This is a genomic window from Paraburkholderia heleia NBRC 101817 (assembly GCF_000739775.1).
Classification (GTDB): Bacteria; Pseudomonadota; Gammaproteobacteria; order Burkholderiales; family Burkholderiaceae; genus Paraburkholderia; species Paraburkholderia heleia.
This window is the reverse complement of the sequence record NZ_BBJH01000001.1, coordinates 1-16,090: the sequence shown is the minus strand read 5'-3', so window position 1 is coordinate 16,090 and position 16,090 is coordinate 1. Positions and strand designations below refer to the sequence as shown.

Annotated in this window: 15 protein-coding genes; 7 read left to right on the top strand and 8 right to left on the bottom strand. The window is 62.3% G+C overall.

Annotated features, from left to right (window positions below; all coding sequences use genetic code 11):
- Nucleotides 1-5: 5 nt before the first annotated feature.
- From bcsG to BHE01S_RS00065, 3 genes are all read left to right on the top strand, one after another.
- Nucleotides 6-1,592 carry a cellulose biosynthesis protein BcsG gene (bcsG, locus tag BHE01S_RS00075; protein WP_042259201.1) on the top strand — a complete coding sequence of 529 codons (1,587 nt, stop codon included), beginning with the start codon at nt 6-8 and terminating at the stop codon, nt 1,590-1,592.
- Nucleotides 1,592-1,801: a BcsR/BcsP family cellulose biosynthesis protein gene (gene bcsR, locus BHE01S_RS00070; protein WP_245639588.1), complete on the top strand. Its 210-nt coding sequence runs from the start codon at nt 1,592-1,594 to the stop codon at nt 1,799-1,801. Before bcsG ends, bcsR begins: the two co-directional genes overlap by 1 nt.
- A gap of 296 nt (nt 1,802-2,097) precedes the next feature.
- Nucleotides 2,098-3,018 carry a transporter gene (locus BHE01S_RS00065; RefSeq protein WP_042259199.1) on the top strand — a complete coding sequence of 307 codons (921 nt, stop codon included), beginning with the start codon at nt 2,098-2,100 and terminating at the stop codon, nt 3,016-3,018.
- Nucleotides 3,019-3,151: 133 nt separating this feature from the next.
- Here BHE01S_RS00065 and BHE01S_RS00060 read toward each other — a convergent pair whose 3' ends face one another.
- The 5 genes from BHE01S_RS00060 to BHE01S_RS00040 form a co-directional block, all read right to left on the bottom strand.
- Complete coding sequence (locus BHE01S_RS00060; RefSeq protein ID WP_042259196.1) at nt 3,152-4,945, bottom strand: SulP family inorganic anion transporter; 1,794 nt, start codon at nt 4,943-4,945, stop codon at nt 3,152-3,154.
- Between the two features lie 163 nt (nt 4,946-5,108).
- Nucleotides 5,109-6,530, bottom strand: coding sequence for a DUF2252 domain-containing protein (locus tag BHE01S_RS00055; protein ID WP_042259195.1), 1,422 nt, complete (start codon nt 6,528-6,530; stop codon nt 5,109-5,111).
- Nucleotides 6,531-6,929: 399 nt separating this feature from the next.
- Nucleotides 6,930-8,351, bottom strand: a complete 1,422-nt coding sequence (locus tag BHE01S_RS00050; protein WP_042259193.1) for a DUF2254 domain-containing protein — start codon at nt 8,349-8,351, stop codon at nt 6,930-6,932.
- A 321-nt stretch (nt 8,352-8,672) separates the two neighbouring features.
- Nucleotides 8,673-8,921, bottom strand: a complete 249-nt coding sequence (locus tag BHE01S_RS00045; RefSeq protein WP_042259191.1) for a hypothetical protein — start codon at nt 8,919-8,921, stop codon at nt 8,673-8,675.
- A complete protein-coding gene (locus tag BHE01S_RS00040; RefSeq protein WP_084068425.1) occupies nt 8,869-9,765 on the bottom strand; it encodes a hypothetical protein in 897 nt (298 codons plus the stop codon). The genes BHE01S_RS00045 and BHE01S_RS00040 overlap by 53 nt, the downstream gene beginning before the upstream one ends.
- Nucleotides 9,766-9,844: 79 nt before the next feature.
- Between BHE01S_RS00040 and BHE01S_RS38270 the strand changes: the two genes are divergently transcribed.
- From BHE01S_RS38270 to rpoD, 4 genes are all read left to right on the top strand, one after another.
- On the top strand, nt 9,845-10,186 hold the full coding sequence (locus BHE01S_RS38270; RefSeq protein ID WP_042259189.1) for a helix-turn-helix domain-containing protein: 342 nt from the start codon (nt 9,845-9,847) through the stop codon (nt 10,184-10,186).
- A 257-nt stretch (nt 10,187-10,443) separates the two neighbouring features.
- Complete coding sequence (locus BHE01S_RS00030; RefSeq protein ID WP_042259187.1) at nt 10,444-10,881, top strand: GFA family protein; 438 nt, start codon at nt 10,444-10,446, stop codon at nt 10,879-10,881.
- A gap of 139 nt (nt 10,882-11,020) precedes the next feature.
- Entirely contained in the window at nt 11,021-11,611 is a 591-nt protein-coding gene (locus BHE01S_RS00025; protein WP_042259185.1) for a class I SAM-dependent methyltransferase, read from the top strand.
- A 414-nt stretch (nt 11,612-12,025) separates the two neighbouring features.
- On the top strand, nt 12,026-14,005 hold the full coding sequence (gene rpoD, locus BHE01S_RS00020) for an RNA polymerase sigma factor RpoD (protein ID WP_042259370.1): 1,980 nt from the start codon (nt 12,026-12,028) through the stop codon (nt 14,003-14,005).
- Between the two features lie 93 nt (nt 14,006-14,098).
- Here the strand turns inward: rpoD and BHE01S_RS00015 are convergent, their stop codons facing one another.
- The 3 genes from BHE01S_RS00015 to BHE01S_RS00005 are packed head-to-tail and all read right to left on the bottom strand — an operon-like array spanning nt 14,099 to nt 15,880.
- On the bottom strand, nt 14,099-14,764 hold the full coding sequence (locus tag BHE01S_RS00015) for a DUF799 domain-containing protein (RefSeq protein WP_042259182.1): 666 nt from the start codon (nt 14,762-14,764) through the stop codon (nt 14,099-14,101).
- Between the two features lie 14 nt (nt 14,765-14,778).
- Entirely contained in the window at nt 14,779-15,144 is a 366-nt protein-coding gene (locus BHE01S_RS00010) for a DUF4810 domain-containing protein (protein WP_042259181.1), read from the bottom strand.
- A gap of 58 nt (nt 15,145-15,202) precedes the next feature.
- Complete coding sequence (locus tag BHE01S_RS00005) at nt 15,203-15,880, bottom strand: CsgG/HfaB family protein (RefSeq protein ID WP_042259179.1); 678 nt, start codon at nt 15,878-15,880, stop codon at nt 15,203-15,205.
- Nucleotides 15,881-16,090 lie beyond the last annotated feature (210 nt).

Sequence of the window (16,090 nt, the reverse complement as noted above, 5' to 3'; positions counted from 1 at the left end):
ACACTATGGGTCTCTGGAATCTCTACTTCCTCGCCAAGCTGTATCTCTACTCGATCGGCACGCTCAAGCCCGGGTGGTGGATGAACTTCGCGTTCGTCATTCTGCTGCTCGTGCCGCTGCACCTGCGGCGGCTGCGTATCGCACGCAATGTGCTCGCCGTGATCGTGGGCTTCGCCATTGCGTACCACGAGTCGAGCATGCCCGACATCGGCCGGGCGATCTCGCAGATCCCCGTGCTCCTCACCTTCACGCCCTCGTACATGTTCGAGCTCACGCGGCGCGTAATTTCGCTTTCGATGGTCGTGTGGGCGGTGATCGCCGTGCTGCTCTACTTCCTCGTCAACCGCTGGGTGCGCGTGACGACGCTCGTGCTGATCGCGCTCGTCGTCATGCCGGTCTGGCAGGGCGTGGGCACGTTCGTGGCGAATGCCACCGCCAGCGCGTCGCTCGCCAGCAACGGCGACGAGGACAGCGGCACGGGCAAGAAGCGCGACGAGCAGTCGGGCAGCTACGACCAGCAGCTCGCGGCGTTCCGCGCCAACGAGGAAGGCCGGCACGTGAACTTCACGCCGCTCACCACCGATGCGAACGCGCAGTTCGACATCATCGTGGTGCACATCTGCTCGCTCTCGTGGGACGACCTGGATCTCGTGAAGATGCGCAACAACCCGCTCTTCTCGCGCTTCGACTACATCTTCCAGAACTTCAGTTCCGCCGCGAGCTATAGCGGCCCCGCTGCGATCCGCGTGCTGCGCGCGAGCTGCGGGCAGGAGCCGCACAAGGCCCTCTACGACCCCGCGCCGCCCGAGTGCCACCTGTTCGCGCAGCTCGCGCAGGCGGGCTACACGCCGCAGGCGCTGCTCAACCACAACGGCCGTTTCGACAATTTCCGCAGCACGGTGACAAGTGAAATCGGCGTGCCGGGCGTGACGATTCCGTCGAACGACGGCCTGCCGGCAGCGATGAAGGAGTTCGACGGCTCCCCTCTGGTCGGCGACTACGACGTGCTCGCGCGCTGGTACAAGCAGCGCATTGCGGCGGGCGGCGGACCGGTCGCGCTCTACTACAACACGGTCTCGATGCACGACGGCAACCGCCTGCCGCCTCCGAACACCAATCTCACGAGCCTGCAGTCGTACCCGATCCGCCTGCAGAATCTGCTCGGCGACGTCGACAAGCTGATCGATCTCGTCGCGCAATCGGGTCGGCGCGCCGTCATCGTGTTCGTACCCGAGCACGGCGCGGCGCTGCGCGGTGAAGAGAACCAGATCGCCGGCATGCGCGAGATCCCCACGCCGAACATCATCCACGTGCCGGTGGGCGTGAAGGTGGTCGGTCTGCCGGCCGGCAGCGAGCACACCGGCGGCGTGACGACGATCGACACGCCCACGAGCTATCTCGCGCTCGCGCAGCTGCTGTCGAATCTCGTGGCGCACAGCCCGTTCGCCACCGGCGCGCCGCCGCTCGCGCAGTACGCGAACAACCTGCCGCAAACGCGCATGGTCGGCGAAAACGAAGGCACGGTGACGATGACGACGCCGACCGGCTACGTGATCCATACGCCCGACGGCGTGTGGGTGGAGGGCAAATAATGGCGATGCGCTTGTGGGGGGCAGGCCGGCATTCGCGCAGTGGACCCGCGCTGCCGAGCGATATCGACGCGCTCGCGCGTCTCGTCGAGGGCGTGGACCGCGACCGCTATCTCGACGTTCAGGCCGAGGATGCCTGGCAGGCGGCTGCAAAGCGCTGGCCACTCGTGGCAACCGTGCTGGAGCTGCCGGTGGAGGGGGAAAAGGGTTGAGTTAGCCGTAGACCGTTTTAAGTGACACCGTACCGACATTCATTGTGCCGCCACACGCCAGACACGCGACCCGGGAGTCCGGTGGTCAAGGGCCGGCAGGTGACGACTCCAGCGCCTTCCAATTCTCGCTTCTCCCGGACCGCACGGCTGCATATGGGCCTGCCGCCGGGCAATCGGACCAAAGTCCTATTCATCGCGCCGAGCGGCACTGTTATCCTGTAGTTTAGCTTGGGAGGCCAACCGTACGAAGCACGCGGCGCGCACTGCGCGTTGGCGACACGCCGGACTGAACCGCCATGAGCAGGCGATCCGCTCGCTGGAAGTATGCGTGCTGCTGCGCCGCGTTTCTCTGGCGAGCAGGCGCATCACAAGCGCAAGAACTGGAACCGCGAACCTACTCACCCTCCCCGATTGGCACGAACTTCGTCGTTGCGGGCTACTCGCACGTGAGCGGCGACGTCCTCACCGACCCGTCGCTACCCATCAGCGGCGTCAGCGCGAAAATCAACAACTTCGTGCTCGGCTACGTCCATACGTTCGCACTGGCGGGCCGCACGGCGTCGATCGGGGTTGGTGTGCCTTTCGTAAGCGGCGACCTCAGTGGTCTCGTCATTGATGCGCCGACCGCAGTTCATCGGGCTGGCATCGGTGACATGCAGATACGCTTCGCGCTAAATCTGATCGGCAACCCCGCGCTGTCCCCGGAAGCGTTCGCGAAGACAGAGCCTCGCACCGCGCTCGGGGCGAGCCTCACAATCCAGGCACCGACTGGCCAGTACATACCCTCTCACCTTGTCAACGTAGGCAATAATCGCTGGGCATTCAAACCCGAGCTCGGGTTTTCACAACCATGGGGGAACTGGTTCTTCGAGGCTTCAGCCGGTGCCTGGTTCTTCACGAACAACACGAACTACTTTAATGGGCACGACAAAAGCCAGGCATTGCTCACGGTCACACAGTTGCATGGCGGGTACAGCTTCCTGCCTGGTTTATGGCTTGCCGTCGACCTCGGTTACGCACTGGGAGGCAGCACGAGCATCGATGGAGTGCCGAACGGCAGTCGGCAGGCCAACGTGCGCGGCGGCGTCACGCTCGCGGTGCCGCTCGGCCGTGGCTGGTCGGCCAAATTCGCATACTCGCGCGGCTTCGTAACGCGCGCTGCGGGCAATTTTCAGACTGTCACGGTCGCCCTGCAATATCGCTGGTTCGACCATTGACCGTCGCGTCTACCATCTGCCGACAGACAAAGAACCTGGTGCAGCGCGCCAGAAAGCGGCCTCGCGTTAGCGCCCGGTTTTCGCGATGTACACCATCGCCTCGAGGCCCGATCCGTTACGCTGACATTCGTCGTCATTGAACCGCTGCACCTGAACCCGGCCGCACTCTCGACGCCGTGTCGGCAGCATCGCTGCTTGTCGTATCCATTTCGTGCAAGTAAGTCTCGATCGCGTCGTCCACCGAGACTAGCCGGCTAATGTCGCCGACGAGTTCCTCCAGCCCTTCGGCGCGCAACATATCGCGCGCGCTGCCATGCGCAGCCACGATGCGCAGCCGCCTTCCTGCACTGACAAGGTCCGTGTGCAAGGTCGCCAGCATCCTGGCGCCCGCGATGTCGACCGCGGGCGAGTTCGAGAGATCCAGTATCACCAGTTTCACGGGCCAGGCCGCCGACTGGATTTTCGCCGTCATCGCAGCCCGTACGTGGTCGGCGTTGAAGTAAAGCAGCGACGCCTCGACGCGGAACATCAGCACACCAGGAACCTGCTCATTGTCGGCATGGCGCTCGATATCCGAATACTGGTGCGTACCGGGAATGCGCCCAAGTACCGCCACATGCGGATGGGCGGCACGCCTGATTAGCAGAAGCATTGACGCCAGCACGGCGAAGATCACCCCTTTGAGAATGCCCAGCAACAGGACGGCAACGAACGCAACCATCGAAACCATGAACTCATAGCGACTGACTCGCCAGAGATGACGCAATTCCCGAAGGTCAATGAGGCCCTTCACGGCCACCAGCACGATGGCTGCCAGTACGACGTTGGGCAGGTTGGTCAGCAGGCCTGTGAGGAACATCAGGCACAGTCCAATCGCTATTGAAGCAAATACCAGCGCAAGCGGAGTCTTTGCGCCAGCCTTGTCGTTGACCGACGACTGGGACAGGCCGCCCGCGACGGGATACCCCTGGAAAAGACCTGCAGCGAGGTTCGCCGCGCCGAGCCCCAGCAGCTCCTGACGCGGATCGATTTCGTAGCCGTTTTTCTGCGCGATTGCGCGAGCAGCCGATACGCTTTCCACATATGACAATAGCAGGCAGGCAAACGCCAATGGGACAATGCCATCTACGTCCCTGATGCGAAGCGAGGGCAGATGAAAAACCGGGAGGCCACGTGGCAATGCTCCGACGACCTTGAATCCCATGGCGCCCAACGGCGTCAGCGATAGCAGAACGATGGAAAGCGCGACCACGAATAACGCGACCGGTCGCCCTGGCAGAAACTTTTCGCCAAGAACCAGAAGGACCAGCGCGCAGATTCCAAAAGCAAGTACAACGAGCTGTGTGTCAGGAAGCTGTCCGATCAGGATCGAAATGCGGTCGAAGAACTGCTCTCCCCCTCCTTTAACCCCGAAAAGCTTCGGCAACTGGGTCAGCGCTATGGTCAGTGCAGCGCCTGCCTTGAAACCAAGCAGGATAGTTTCACTAATGAAATTGACGAGCGAGCTTAGCCGCAGAATCCAGCCGATCAGGCACATGACTGCGATAAGAATCGCCGTCAATGCGGCAATGGAGGCGAACCGCTCGGGATCGCCGCCTGCCATGTCCACGACTGTCACGCCCACGAGCATCGAAATCGCCGAAGTCGGCCCGATGGCCAGTTGGCGGGAGGTGCCGAAAAAGGCGTAGAAGATGCCGCCGACCAGGTAGCAGTAAATGCCGTATTGGGCCGGCAAACCGGCGAGCGTCGCATATGCAAGCGACACGGGTATTCCATACGCAGCTAGCGTGACCCCGGCGACGAGATCGGATGAAAGCCACGGCAACCTGTAATCCGGCAGCCACTGCGCCGGCACGAGTATCGCGCGCCAGCCTTTGGCAGGGGAAGTCGCGTCAGTACTCACGACGGGAACATGCTCTTCATCCATCACGCTCTCCTCCCGGGGGCCCGGACCGGATGGGGTACCCCTGGTTTGCGGCAACTTCGCCCCGTGCAGCCTTCGCGCAGGCCGAGCTCTCCGCCCTCTCGTCGTCTCGACCTCGTTTCGGCGCGCGTGCGAACGTGTATATCAGGCAGGCACCGCCTCCGGCCTATTGCTCTCTCGCCGCCTGGATCCGCCCTTCCCGGATCGACTGAATGAACGCACGATAGTCGAGCCGGTTTTGTGCCCGGTATTCCATTGCGAATTCGCCGATCGCATCGTCGAAGGTCTGACCTGAACCCATATAGCCCACCATCGTCGCCGCATCGCCCGAGCGCGCATGAGCACGCGCCAGGGCGTGTGCACACATGCGTGCATACTGTCTGAGCGCGCCTGTGTCGAGGTCCTCGATGACGACGGACAGCTTCATGTCTCGAAGCTGCCGGATATAAAAGTCCCGCCCGTTCTTTCCGCGAGTCCACCCCAGAAAAACGTCGCTCGCCGACTGCATGATCCGCTGTCCGGCAACGACACGCTCTCCGTGATTCGCGTGCAGGCTCTTGCCTGCGTATGGCTCGAGCACCGATGCCCTCGCCTCCTTGACCTGCAGGAACAGCGGATCGTTGTCGGATGCCATGAACAGACCTACGCCGCACATTGTTCCGACACTCCCCACCCCCACAACCTTCATCGCCAGATCGACAAAATGGAAACGGTCGAACAGGCTCCGTACGTGTTCCGGGAGGCTCTGCCGATAAGATGCAATGGCCTCCGAGTAACCTGACGCAAGGCCTGGCGCAAATTCTCCAGCGGGATGGAACATGAGGGGCGGCTCATCCTTGATGCGTGGGTGTTCTCCCTCTTCCGACACGAGTTTCGGATACAGATGGTCTGGAATGGTCTTTTGGCGTTCAGTTTCGATTCGCTGTGCAAACCGCTTGCGCGCGGCCTCGACTATCTCGGGATCTCCCGTGCGGTCCTGATATTTTTGCAGATCGATCCTGTCATACCAGACGTCGAGCACCCGCATGGATGCATAATCGTGCATACGCTCCCTATACTCCCGCACAAGATCGACGGCGATGCGTGCGGTATCGCTGGATGGCAATTCCAGATGCTGGCCGGCAATCGCCACGCTCGCTGCGAGACGCTTCAGGTCCCACTCGAACGGAGCAGGCAGCGTCTCGTCGAGATCGTTGATGTCGAAGATCACGTTGCGCTCTGGTGTTGCAAAACCACCGAAATTCATCAGGTGCGCGTCGCCACAAGCCTGGACACGTATGCCACTCGTAGGCGTTTCAGCGAGATCGGCTGCCATGATGGCAGCAGCACCGCGATAGAAGGCAAAGGGCGACGCCGCCATCCGGCCGTAGCGGATCGGTATCAGATGGGGAAGTCGGCCTTCACTCGATTCATTCAGAATTTCAATGATATTGCGGCGGTTCGCAGGCGTTTCCCATCCTGCCTGCGATGAGCGTGGGACCGAGTCACGGATAATTCGTCCGTCTGATGAGCGCTCGTCTGGCGTGCGGTAAGTGTCTATATGTTCCGCTGTCGCACTTATCACCTTGCGTGAAACGGCTTTGTCCATGTCTCCACCTCGTTACTGCGCGTCTTCACCAATACGTTGCGGCAACGGCGCACGTTCCCGGTATCGGGGAAACGCCGACACACCATTCGCCGAGCCCTGGATTGCGTTCATATGAAGAGACTACGGCTTGCCGGAACGCTCGGGTAATTAAACTCAAGATAATCAGGTGGCCTCCCCTGATATTGATGCAGGTCAACCTGCCTCGTCTGACCAGCAGCCTCGATATCGGCACAGGCGACACAGGCAGCATTTGCGAAGGCATCGATCGTCGAGGTCGGCCGTTGATCTCCCACACCGAGTTTCCCGAACGACTGGACGCCGGGCAATCCGGTCGGCTTCGGTTTCCCGGTTACAGGCTGCAGCGCGTGCAGCGTCGCCTGTTGCGAGGCAACCAGGGCTTTACCGTTTTGCGCTCCCGTCGCTAACCCCTGACTGCCGGCCCGGGGGCACGCCAACAACGTGTCGTGGCCGGCTTCTGGCGCTGGACGCGACAGACGAACCACCGATCCCCTGTGTGTCCCCGACGCGCGCCAATAGCGCATCTTCCTTCAAGATCTTCTCGCACTCGATCGCCGCATCAAGCAGGTCCAGCTCGCGGCGCAATGCGGCGTGGTGTGAGACGGGAAGCGTCATCGTGAGGTTATCAATCATGGCGCGCAGGCGCCGGTCGATCTGGATGCTGCCGGTTCCCGCGATGCGGATCTCCCTGAAGCAGATATGGACATAGTCCTCCCAGTCGGGCGTGTAGAAGGCCACACGAGGCTGCCCGTCCTGGTCGTAGATTTCCCGATTTGCCAGCGACCGTTTCCCGACCATCCGTAGCAGTCTGTGCAACTGATCGATCGCAAGCACGGCAGTCGTCGGGTCATTGATGGCAGGCGAAAGCGCTTTCAGCGCAATGTCCACCTCGATACGAAACGCGAACATGGGATCCTGCTCCATCGTCCGCTCCGAACCGAGCGCGACGAGGCTCTGCAACCGAAGATCACTCAATGCCCCGGAATTGCCATACAAATAGAATAGCGGTTCGTCGGTTGCTACGAAATCTCCCACCTGTACCGCGAATTCAATAAAGCAGTCGGCACGCTGCGCCTCTAGCACCAACCCCGACAGATTGACTGCCAGCACGACCCCGGATCTACCGTGAAGGACAACCACGCGATTGGCCGGCTCGCGCTTTGTCCGTGCCCTGTCGACTTCCGCCACTGCAGCATCGTCCGACGATGTGGATTCCTCCTGATCGGGTAGCTGATCGGGGTACACGTTGCGGATCACAGTGAACCCCTGCTCGGCGACGCGGCCCACGAGACTCACCGGCCTCAGTAGTCGTGCCGAATAGTCGATCAGGAGGATGAATGCGACGAGTGAAGCGAGCCCGATCGCGGTCGCAAGGGCCACCTGTAATTGTGGTATGACGTCGCTCTGCCCGAGTTCGGTCATCGTTCTGTGGGTCCAGAGCATCGAGAAGACGAAGAGTCCCACCACCCAGCGGATCACGTTATTGCGGAGCAGGGTCGTCGCGATGATGCGTGGCGTATATTGCCCGCCCGCGATCTGGATCGCAACGAGCAAGGAACTGAACGTGAATACCAGGCATGACAGGTTGAGCGTAAAGATGCGGTCAAGTATCGCGTGAGCTTCTTCAGCGCTCACGGAAAGGAACCCGTTCTGGACATCATACCCATGCGCTTTGACCAGCCACTCGCCAAGCGCAACGGCAACGCGTTTGAGGATCATGGCGGCGATGACTGCGACGAGCGGTACGATCCAGAGCGAAGAGCGCACGTGACTGACCAGACTGTATCGGCGATTCCAGCCCATTTCTCCCTCCCCAGGCAACCCGGAATCCCGCAGTGGCTTCCGGACAGCGTTCGCAGCTCGGGCATGTCTGCCCGGCCAAACGCGCTTTCATGAGCCGCGCCTGAGTGAAATGTCATCCAGACAAACTTGCATTTGGGGCACCATAGATTGTCAGTTGCTGGCGCCGCAGTGCGTAATTAACTGGAACTAGACTCGCAAATACACCCTCGCCAGTTGATTCACGTCAACCTGGGGATAGCCGCTCGAGTCCGGGAGACCGTGATCGACGGCAAAAATGGCGAGATGAATGAAGATCGCATCCGCATGTTCGCGGCCGATTCCTCAGCAATCCTGATTATTCCTTGATTTGCGCAGCTGGACTTCGGTCACCGAATCGAACAACGCCTCGGCACGCGCCAGCTCGTCGAGTGCATGGTCGAGCCGCGATTGCGCGGCGCCATAGGCGAGCGGCGCGGCGACGTGGTCATGGGTCCCGGCGCGCAGGGCGCGAAATGCCCGGTCGACGTTGCGGCTCGCCTCAAAAAAGCGTTGCGCGGCCTCGGCCTCTTGTGAACGGATGGGAATCGCCATGGAAGAGTTCCATTGTGAGCTGCGTCCAGTCGCCCGCCCGGGAGACGTGGTGCGGTCTTGCGCCGCCAGGCCGTGAAGACGCCGCATGTTCGGCAGGCGGCACGTCGAAGAGATCGCGCGTGACGCCGCGCGCCTGCTGCGCGCAGGCCTCGCTGCGCACGCGTTGGGTGAGATCTGCGTAGGTGTCGAAGTCGCCCATGCGCGACGCCTCGTGAATTGCCGCGAGCTCGCGCGCCTTGACGAGCGTAGGCTGCGTGAGCCGCACGAAGTACGGCGCCTCCAGCTCCGCCGTGAACACGAGCGGATGGCTTTTGCCGCCCGCCTGGGCGGCGCGCTCGAGGCAATCCACCACCACCGTACCCTGCGAGCGGCCTGGCGGCTTCGCCGTGCTTACGCTGCGCAGCCTTTCCGGAACCACGCGCAGCGAGCTCCCGACGCTGAGTTCGGTTGGCGAGACGCACACGAGCGCGTAGTGATGCTCGCGCGCCGCGCCCGAGGGCAGCGTAGCGCTGCTCGTGACAAACACGTGCTGCGGAAGCTGGCGCACCTGGCCGCTTGCGTCGACCCACGCATTCCAAACGACCATGCCAGCACGTTTGCCGCGCTTGTCTTGCCTCGTGCGCGGGCGGCTCGCCGGCGGCGAGAACAGGGCGAGAAGCGACCCCGTGCGCAGCGCGGCAACCTGGGCGCTATTGCCGAGCGACTGGCCGATGCCCCACAGGAACCGCCCGCCGCCCTGCCGGCGCTCCCACTCCTTGCGCAGGATCAGTGTGGGGAGATCCATGCCAGCCTCTGACCCGATGCGGGACCAGCAAAACGTGGGCGGTAGGTGTTTTAGTGCCATCGACTTCCTCGGAGTGCAGCCGCCCGCCGATTTGGGCGAACAATTCAATAACCGTTACTGTATAGGTATAATGCATGACATGGAAGCCCCAGAAACCTATTTTCCAGTGCAGGAACTGCTGCGGCGGTTATCGGACGATTCACGCTCTTCCAGCGAAATTGCGCGCCTTTCCGGGGTCAGCCAGCCTACTGTCTCGCGTCTTCGTACGTCGAACGGGCGGCGGGTGCGCCGGAGCGCGTCATTCAACAAGCTATGCAGTTTCTATGGTGTGAACGCGCCGCCGTCCAGCCGGTACGCGGCCGCCTACAACGAATTGCTGCGCAATGCGATCGTCGAGGCATGGGACGGCTCGGAAGAGCACGGCCGCGCGCTGCTCGTCGTCATCAAGGGATTGAAGGAGCTGAGGGAGCGGGGCGCGTAGATTCGCCTCGTTGGGCTTAAGCGGTGCGTTGTGCCAGAGCGCGAAAGGTAACCGCCTATGGGAAATTCGCTGTGCATTTCGGGGTTCCAGGGGCGCCACGGACGGTGCGGAGGCGATGACTCGCCGGCCGATCCCCATATGTGGTGACCTTTGCGTTTTCCTGCGCCGCAGGTGACTCAATCGTATGATGTGAAGGCACACACGGCAGCCGCCCGTGCGCAACGTTCGACACTTGCCGCGCGAGCACCGCGTCCATCATGTCCGCCGATACTGCTCCCACCCACACGAATGCTCCCGCCACGCTGCGCGGCCAGTGCCTTTGTGGCGCCGTGCGCTACGCGGTAGCCAATGCATTCCGCTACGCATTCAATTGCCACTGCTCGCAGTGCCGCCGCGCTACAGGTTCCGCGTTCAAGCCGTTTGCGGGCATCGAAAGGGAAGCGCTGCGACTCACCGAAGGCGAAGGGCAGACGCTGGTCTACGGCGATCCGCAGGGCGCCCACGACATCCATTGCGGCCGCTGCGGCTCGCTGCTCTATTCAGTCGTGCGCGAAGGAGCGTACGTTCACGTGACGCTCGGCACGCTGACCGATCCGCCGGACATCCGGCCCGCCGGCCATATCTTCGTGCGCTCGAAAGCGCCGTGGTTCGAGATCGACGACACGCTGCCCCAATACGACGAATTCCCGCCCTGACGCGGCGTACGGCGAGCGCCTTGCCACTGGCGAGCGTGGCAGCGGCCATACCGGTATCGCCGCGCTACTGCCTGGCGTCGCGTGGATCGGCTAGTCTCGAAGCGTCCTTTCCTCTTGTCACACGAACAGCGAGCCCCATATGGACTCCATGACGATCGAGACGTACACGAGTGGCGCCGCAAGCTACGCCGCCGAATGGGCGAACCAGCCTGCGCCCGACGACCTCTATGCGCGTCTCACCCGGTATTTCCGGCCTCAGGGAAGGACGGCGGACATCGGCTGCGGTTCGGGCCGCGACGTAGCGTGGCTGAACGCCCATGGTTATCCGACGACGGGCTACGACGCGTCGGAGGGTCTGATCGCCAGGGCCGCCGCAGAACATCCGCAGTACGCCTTCGGTCTCGCCACGTTGCCTGAACTGAAGGGTGTGCCCGCCGCGAGCTTTGACAACGTCCTCTGCGAGACCGTGATCATGCATTTGCCCGTCGCACAGATCGGCGCGGCCTGCCGCCGCCTTGTGGAACTGCTCAAACCCGGCGGCACGCTTTATCTGAGCTGGCGCGTGACCGATAGCGACAGCGCGCGCGACGCAGCGGGACGTCTATACAGTGCCTTTGACCCGGCGCTCGTCACCGGCGCGCTCGAGGGCACGAGCATCGCGCTCGACGAGGCGGCAGTCAACCGCTCCTCCGGCAAACGCGTTCAACGGATTGTCGCGATTCGTGCTTGAGCGCCGCCACGCATGGCGATCGGACAACGGGGATGTAGCGGGGGAATAACAGCGAGCCATGTGCCCAGGCGAGTGACAAATACGTGAACTTCTCGCTTGAAAAATGGTCTAAGGGGCTTATGTAGGAAATAGGTAAGGTGGAGCGCTATCGAGCGATACGACCCTGAAAGCGGACAATGTGCCGCAAACACGACGATTCAGGTTGCCTCGCATGCCGTAACGCACTACCATACGCGGTCTTTCTGCATTGCACGAAAATCCAGGCTGCCACGTCTTCAGACGTTTGGCGCTCGCTTGGCGGGACCGGCATGCGCCCCCGCCCACTCCCCTGCAATTTCGTCATCGCCAGGACGCCACGCCGCTGGCGCGTGACCCTTTTTGCCCTTGTCGGGCTATCCCTTCGAGGAGAATGTATTGACAAGCCATGACCGGGACGACGCGCTGACCTCGTCTGCCCGCCCCGCACGCCGCTCGTCCAAAGACAAGACCGGCGATACGACGCCCATGGACGCAGGCTCGCAACTCGAAAAACGCCAGCATCAAATGCGGGCGCTCATCAAGCTCGGCCGCGAACGCGGTTATCTGACCCACGCGGACATCAACGACCATCTGCCCGACAACTTCGCGCAGACGGCCGCGCTGGAAACGATCGTCGCCACGTTCAACGACATGGGCGTGCAGGTGTACGAGCAGGCGCCCGACTCCGACACGCTGCTCCTGAACGAAGATTCCCGCGCCGACCAGCAGGCCGACGACGAAGCCGACGAAGAAGTCGAAGTCGCGCTCTCGACCGTCGACTCCGAATTCGGCCGCACGACCGACCCCGTGCGCATGTACATGCGCGAAATGGGCTCGAGCGAGCTGCTTACGCGCGCCGGCGAAATCGAAGTGGCGAAGCGCATCGAAGACGGCCTCCAGGAAATGATCCAGGCGATCGCGGCATGCCCGTCGATCGTCGCGACCATCCTCGCCGACGCTGACCGCGTCGCGGCTGACGAAATGCGCATCGACGAACTCGTCGACGGCATCGGCAGTGACGAAGCCGCACAGGAACCGGCTTCGGCCGACGCAGACGCAGACGCAGAAGTCGAAGCGCAGGCATCGGACGACGAGGACTCGGACGACTCGGGCGACGACGAAGACAGCGACGGCGACAACAGCAAGGCGAACGAAGCCCTGCTCGCGCAGCTGAAGGCAGACAGCCTCGCGATCTTCGCGCGCGTTCGCGCGCTGTTCGAACAGATGGCCTGCACGACGGACGCCAATGCGCGCGCTTCGGCCTCGGAAATGAAGATCTGCGCCGACATCCAGACGGAACTCGCGCCGATCCGCTTCACGGCCCGCACGATCGACCGCCTGTGCTCGCTGCTGCACGATCAGGTCGCGCAGATTCGCGCGCTCGAGCGCAATGTGCTCTCCATCGTCGTCGATCGCTGCGGCATGCCGCGCGAAGCCTTCGTCGAGCAGTTCCCGGGCCACGAGACCGATCTGGACTGGGGCGTGCGCGCCGCAGCCGCGTCGAGCAAGTACGGTCCCGCGATCGAACGCAGCCTGCCGGCTATCCAGGCAGAGCAGCGCAAGCTTGCCGAGATCGAAGCGGCCGCATCGCTGTCGCTGCAGCAGATCAAGACAATCAATCGCCGCATGACCGTCGCCGAATCGAAGATGCGTCAAGCGAAGGGCGAGATGGTCAAGGCCAACCTGCGTCTCGTGATCTCGATCGCGAAGAAGTACGTGAACCGCGGCATGCAGTTCCTCGACCTGATCCAGGAAGGCAACATCGGCCTGATGAAGGCGGTGGACAAGTTCGAATATCGCCGCGGCTGGAAGTTCTCGACGTACGCGACGTGGTGGGTGCGTCAGGCCGTGACGCGTGCGCTCGCCGACCAGGCGCGCACGATCCGCGTGCCGGTGCACATGATCGAAACGATCAACAAGCTCAACCGCATTTCGCGCGAGATCCTGCAGCAAACGGGCATGGAAGCGCATCCGGCGGACCTCGCCGCGCGTATGGGCATGACCGAAGAGAAGGTGCGTGGCATCCTCAAGATCGCCAAGCAACCGGTTTCGCTCGAAAGCCCGGTGGGCGACGACGGCGACGCGACGCTCGGCGACATGATCGAGGACGCAGGTTCGGCCTCGCCGGCTGATGCCGCGATCCACGCGAACATGCGCGCTGCCATCGACGAGGCGCTCAAGGCGCTCTCGCCGCGCGAAGCGAAGGTGCTGCGCATGCGTTACGGCATCGACACGACTTCGGACCACACGCTCGAAGAAGTGGGCAAGCAGTTCGACGTGACGCGCGAGCGTATCCGCCAGATCGAGAGCAAGGCAATGCGCAAGCTGATGCACCCGAGCCGCGCGGACAAGCTGCGGCCGTTCCTGGAGCGCTAAGCGCGTTTATCGCGGCGCTCCCTGGAGCTGGAAAATAAAGAAGCCCGTCACCTTCCGGTGGCGGGCTTTTTCTTTATGCGACGCGAGCGCCGGTCAGTCCGTGCCGTATTTCGGCGAGTGCGGACCGTAGAGCAGGCCTGTCGGGGGGCCCGCGTGCAGCAGACGATAGCTCGTGACACCCGCGATATCGTGACTCTTGTCGGTCAGCGAGTTCGTGACCTGCTTGATCGCCGCCATCACCAGCATGCCAATCAGGCCGCCGCCACTGCTGTTATTGCCCTCGTTGCTGTCGGCGCTTGCCGCGCCTTGCCAGAGCACCTTGCCGGTTTTCAGATCGACGAGTTTCGCCGTCGCCGTCACCACTGTCGCGCTATCGATCACACGATATTGCGTCCCGTATTGCGTGATCTTCGAGTACACCACCGCATCGGCACCGAATATCTCGCGCAACTTCTCCGGTGGAGTCTGCTGGATATCGCCTGCCGTCGTCAGTCCATTCTGCTTGAACGTTTCCTCCATGACCGCGACCGGAATCACATAGTAGCCCGCCTCGGCGAGCGGCATTGTCATCTGCGAGAGCATGCTGTTCGACGCATTCACATCCGTCGTCGCGTTGTCGGGTGGCAATACGAGGATCGAGCGCGGTCGCGCGTTCTTGAACGCTGTGTAATCCACGTGCCTGACCGGCTGTGCACAAGCGGCCAGCAATGCGAACGCGAACAGAGCCAGCCAGAGCTTGAGAGTTGAAAATCTGGACATATCGGTACGCTCGCTTATTGCTGTTTCGGTTTCTTCATAAGGAAGTCCATATAGGTCGACGACTCTGGGAAGAGGTGCTTCTCGGCGTCGAATTCCTGCATGGCTTGCGCGTCGTTGCCGACGTTCGCGTAGAGCAAGCCCAGCTGCGCATGGAATCCGGGCGGCGGCATGTTGCCCTTCGCGCGGATCTCCTGCAGCGACTTCTCGAGCGCATCGATCTGTTGCTGCGGCGCCTTCTCGCCCTTCAAGTAGTCGTAGACTTCGGGCTGATAGCCGCTCCACTGGTAGAGAGACGGCGTGGTGTTCGCGCAGCCTGCGAGCAGCAGCGTTGCCGCCGTGATGGGCAGGCAGAGTCCCCGAAGCGTGCCTGTGTATTTCATGAAAACCCCATTTGAGTAGTTGTTCTGTACCAGCCTGAAACGCACACGACGTGGGTAGTCAGTGTGCGCTGCGCAGCGCGCCGGCGTCGACCTGGTCGGCCAGATGGTTGACCGCTTCCTGGATCGCGAGCTCGAGCACCTTGCCATTGAGGGTCGAGTCGTAGCTCGCGGTGCCGCCAAAGCCAATGATCTCGCGGTTCGAAAGACTGTACTCGCCCGCGCCCTGCGCGGATGCGACGACTTCTGAAGTCGTGGTGTCGACAACGTTGATGCTTACCTTCGCGTAGGCGATCTGGTTTTTGCCACTGCCAAGAATGCCGAACAGTTGGTGATCGCCGACTTCCTTGCGACCGAACTCAGTGACGTCGCCGGTAATGACATAGTTGGCGCCCTTGATCGCCTGGGCCTTCTTGGTGAAGCCCGCTTCCTGGCGGATCTCGTCGAGGTTGTCGCGATCGAGCACACTGAAGCGGCCGCTTTGCTGCATCGACGTGATCAGGATGGTCTTTGCCTGGCCACCTAGGCGGTCGATGCCGTCGGAGAAGATGCCTCGCATGTAGCTCGAGCGATTGTCGAACTTGCCGACAGCGATTTGCACCGGCTTGCCGACGGCAGGGCGTTGCGCGCTGGTGACAGGCGGCACTGGCAGCGAACGCGACGACTCCGTCGCGCATCCGCTCAGGGCCACGATCGCGGCGACGGCGAAAACCGCACCCCACGTTTTGGACGACTTCATGAATTCTCCTTGTTGTCAGGACAGAAACGGCTGGACAAGGGAGTTCGGCGAGATGCGGTGCCAGACGGCGGCGTGCACGCGAAGCACGCAAGGCTCCCTCGCAAGCGTCTTTGCGGCGGAGATAGAGGGCGCGGTGCGTCGCTGCGCGCGCGGTCATTCCATCGGTTGTGCATATTTCTCGCTTCCGGCATGCAAGCGCATGTGCAGAAG

What these genes read in the sequence shown, in the direction of transcription:
- bcsR (WP_245639588.1), top strand. Translation starts at nt 1,592, where the DNA reads ATGGCGATGCGCTTGTGGGGGGCAGGCCGGCATTCGCGCAGTGGACCC.
- BHE01S_RS00040 (WP_084068425.1), bottom strand. Translation starts at nt 9,765, where the DNA reads ATGGCACTAAAACACCTACCGCCCACGTTTTGCTGGTCCCGCATCGGG.
- BHE01S_RS00025 (WP_042259185.1), top strand. Translation starts at nt 11,021, where the DNA reads ATGGACTCCATGACGATCGAGACGTACACGAGTGGCGCCGCAAGCTAC.
- BHE01S_RS38270 (WP_042259189.1), top strand. Translation starts at nt 9,845, where the DNA reads ATGGAAGCCCCAGAAACCTATTTTCCAGTGCAGGAACTGCTGCGGCGG.
- BHE01S_RS00030 (WP_042259187.1), top strand. Translation starts at nt 10,444, where the DNA reads ATGTCCGCCGATACTGCTCCCACCCACACGAATGCTCCCGCCACGCTG.
- BHE01S_RS00050 (WP_042259193.1), bottom strand. Translation starts at nt 8,351, where the DNA reads ATGGGCTGGAATCGCCGATACAGTCTGGTCAGTCACGTGCGCTCTTCG.
- BHE01S_RS00055 (WP_042259195.1), bottom strand. Translation starts at nt 6,530, where the DNA reads ATGGACAAAGCCGTTTCACGCAAGGTGATAAGTGCGACAGCGGAACAT.
- BHE01S_RS00060 (WP_042259196.1), bottom strand. Translation starts at nt 4,945, where the DNA reads ATGGATGAAGAGCATGTTCCCGTCGTGAGTACTGACGCGACTTCCCCT.
- BHE01S_RS00045 (WP_042259191.1), bottom strand. Translation starts at nt 8,921, where the DNA reads ATGGCGATTCCCATCCGTTCACAAGAGGCCGAGGCCGCGCAACGCTTT.
- BHE01S_RS00005 (WP_042259179.1), bottom strand. Translation starts at nt 15,880, where the DNA reads ATGAAGTCGTCCAAAACGTGGGGTGCGGTTTTCGCCGTCGCCGCGATC.
- BHE01S_RS00015 (WP_042259182.1), bottom strand. Translation starts at nt 14,764, where the DNA reads ATGTCCAGATTTTCAACTCTCAAGCTCTGGCTGGCTCTGTTCGCGTTC.
- bcsG (WP_042259201.1), top strand. Translation starts at nt 6, where the DNA reads ATGGGTCTCTGGAATCTCTACTTCCTCGCCAAGCTGTATCTCTACTCG.
- BHE01S_RS00065 (WP_042259199.1), top strand. Translation starts at nt 2,098, where the DNA reads ATGAGCAGGCGATCCGCTCGCTGGAAGTATGCGTGCTGCTGCGCCGCG.
- BHE01S_RS00010 (WP_042259181.1), bottom strand. Translation starts at nt 15,144, where the DNA reads ATGAAATACACAGGCACGCTTCGGGGACTCTGCCTGCCCATCACGGCG.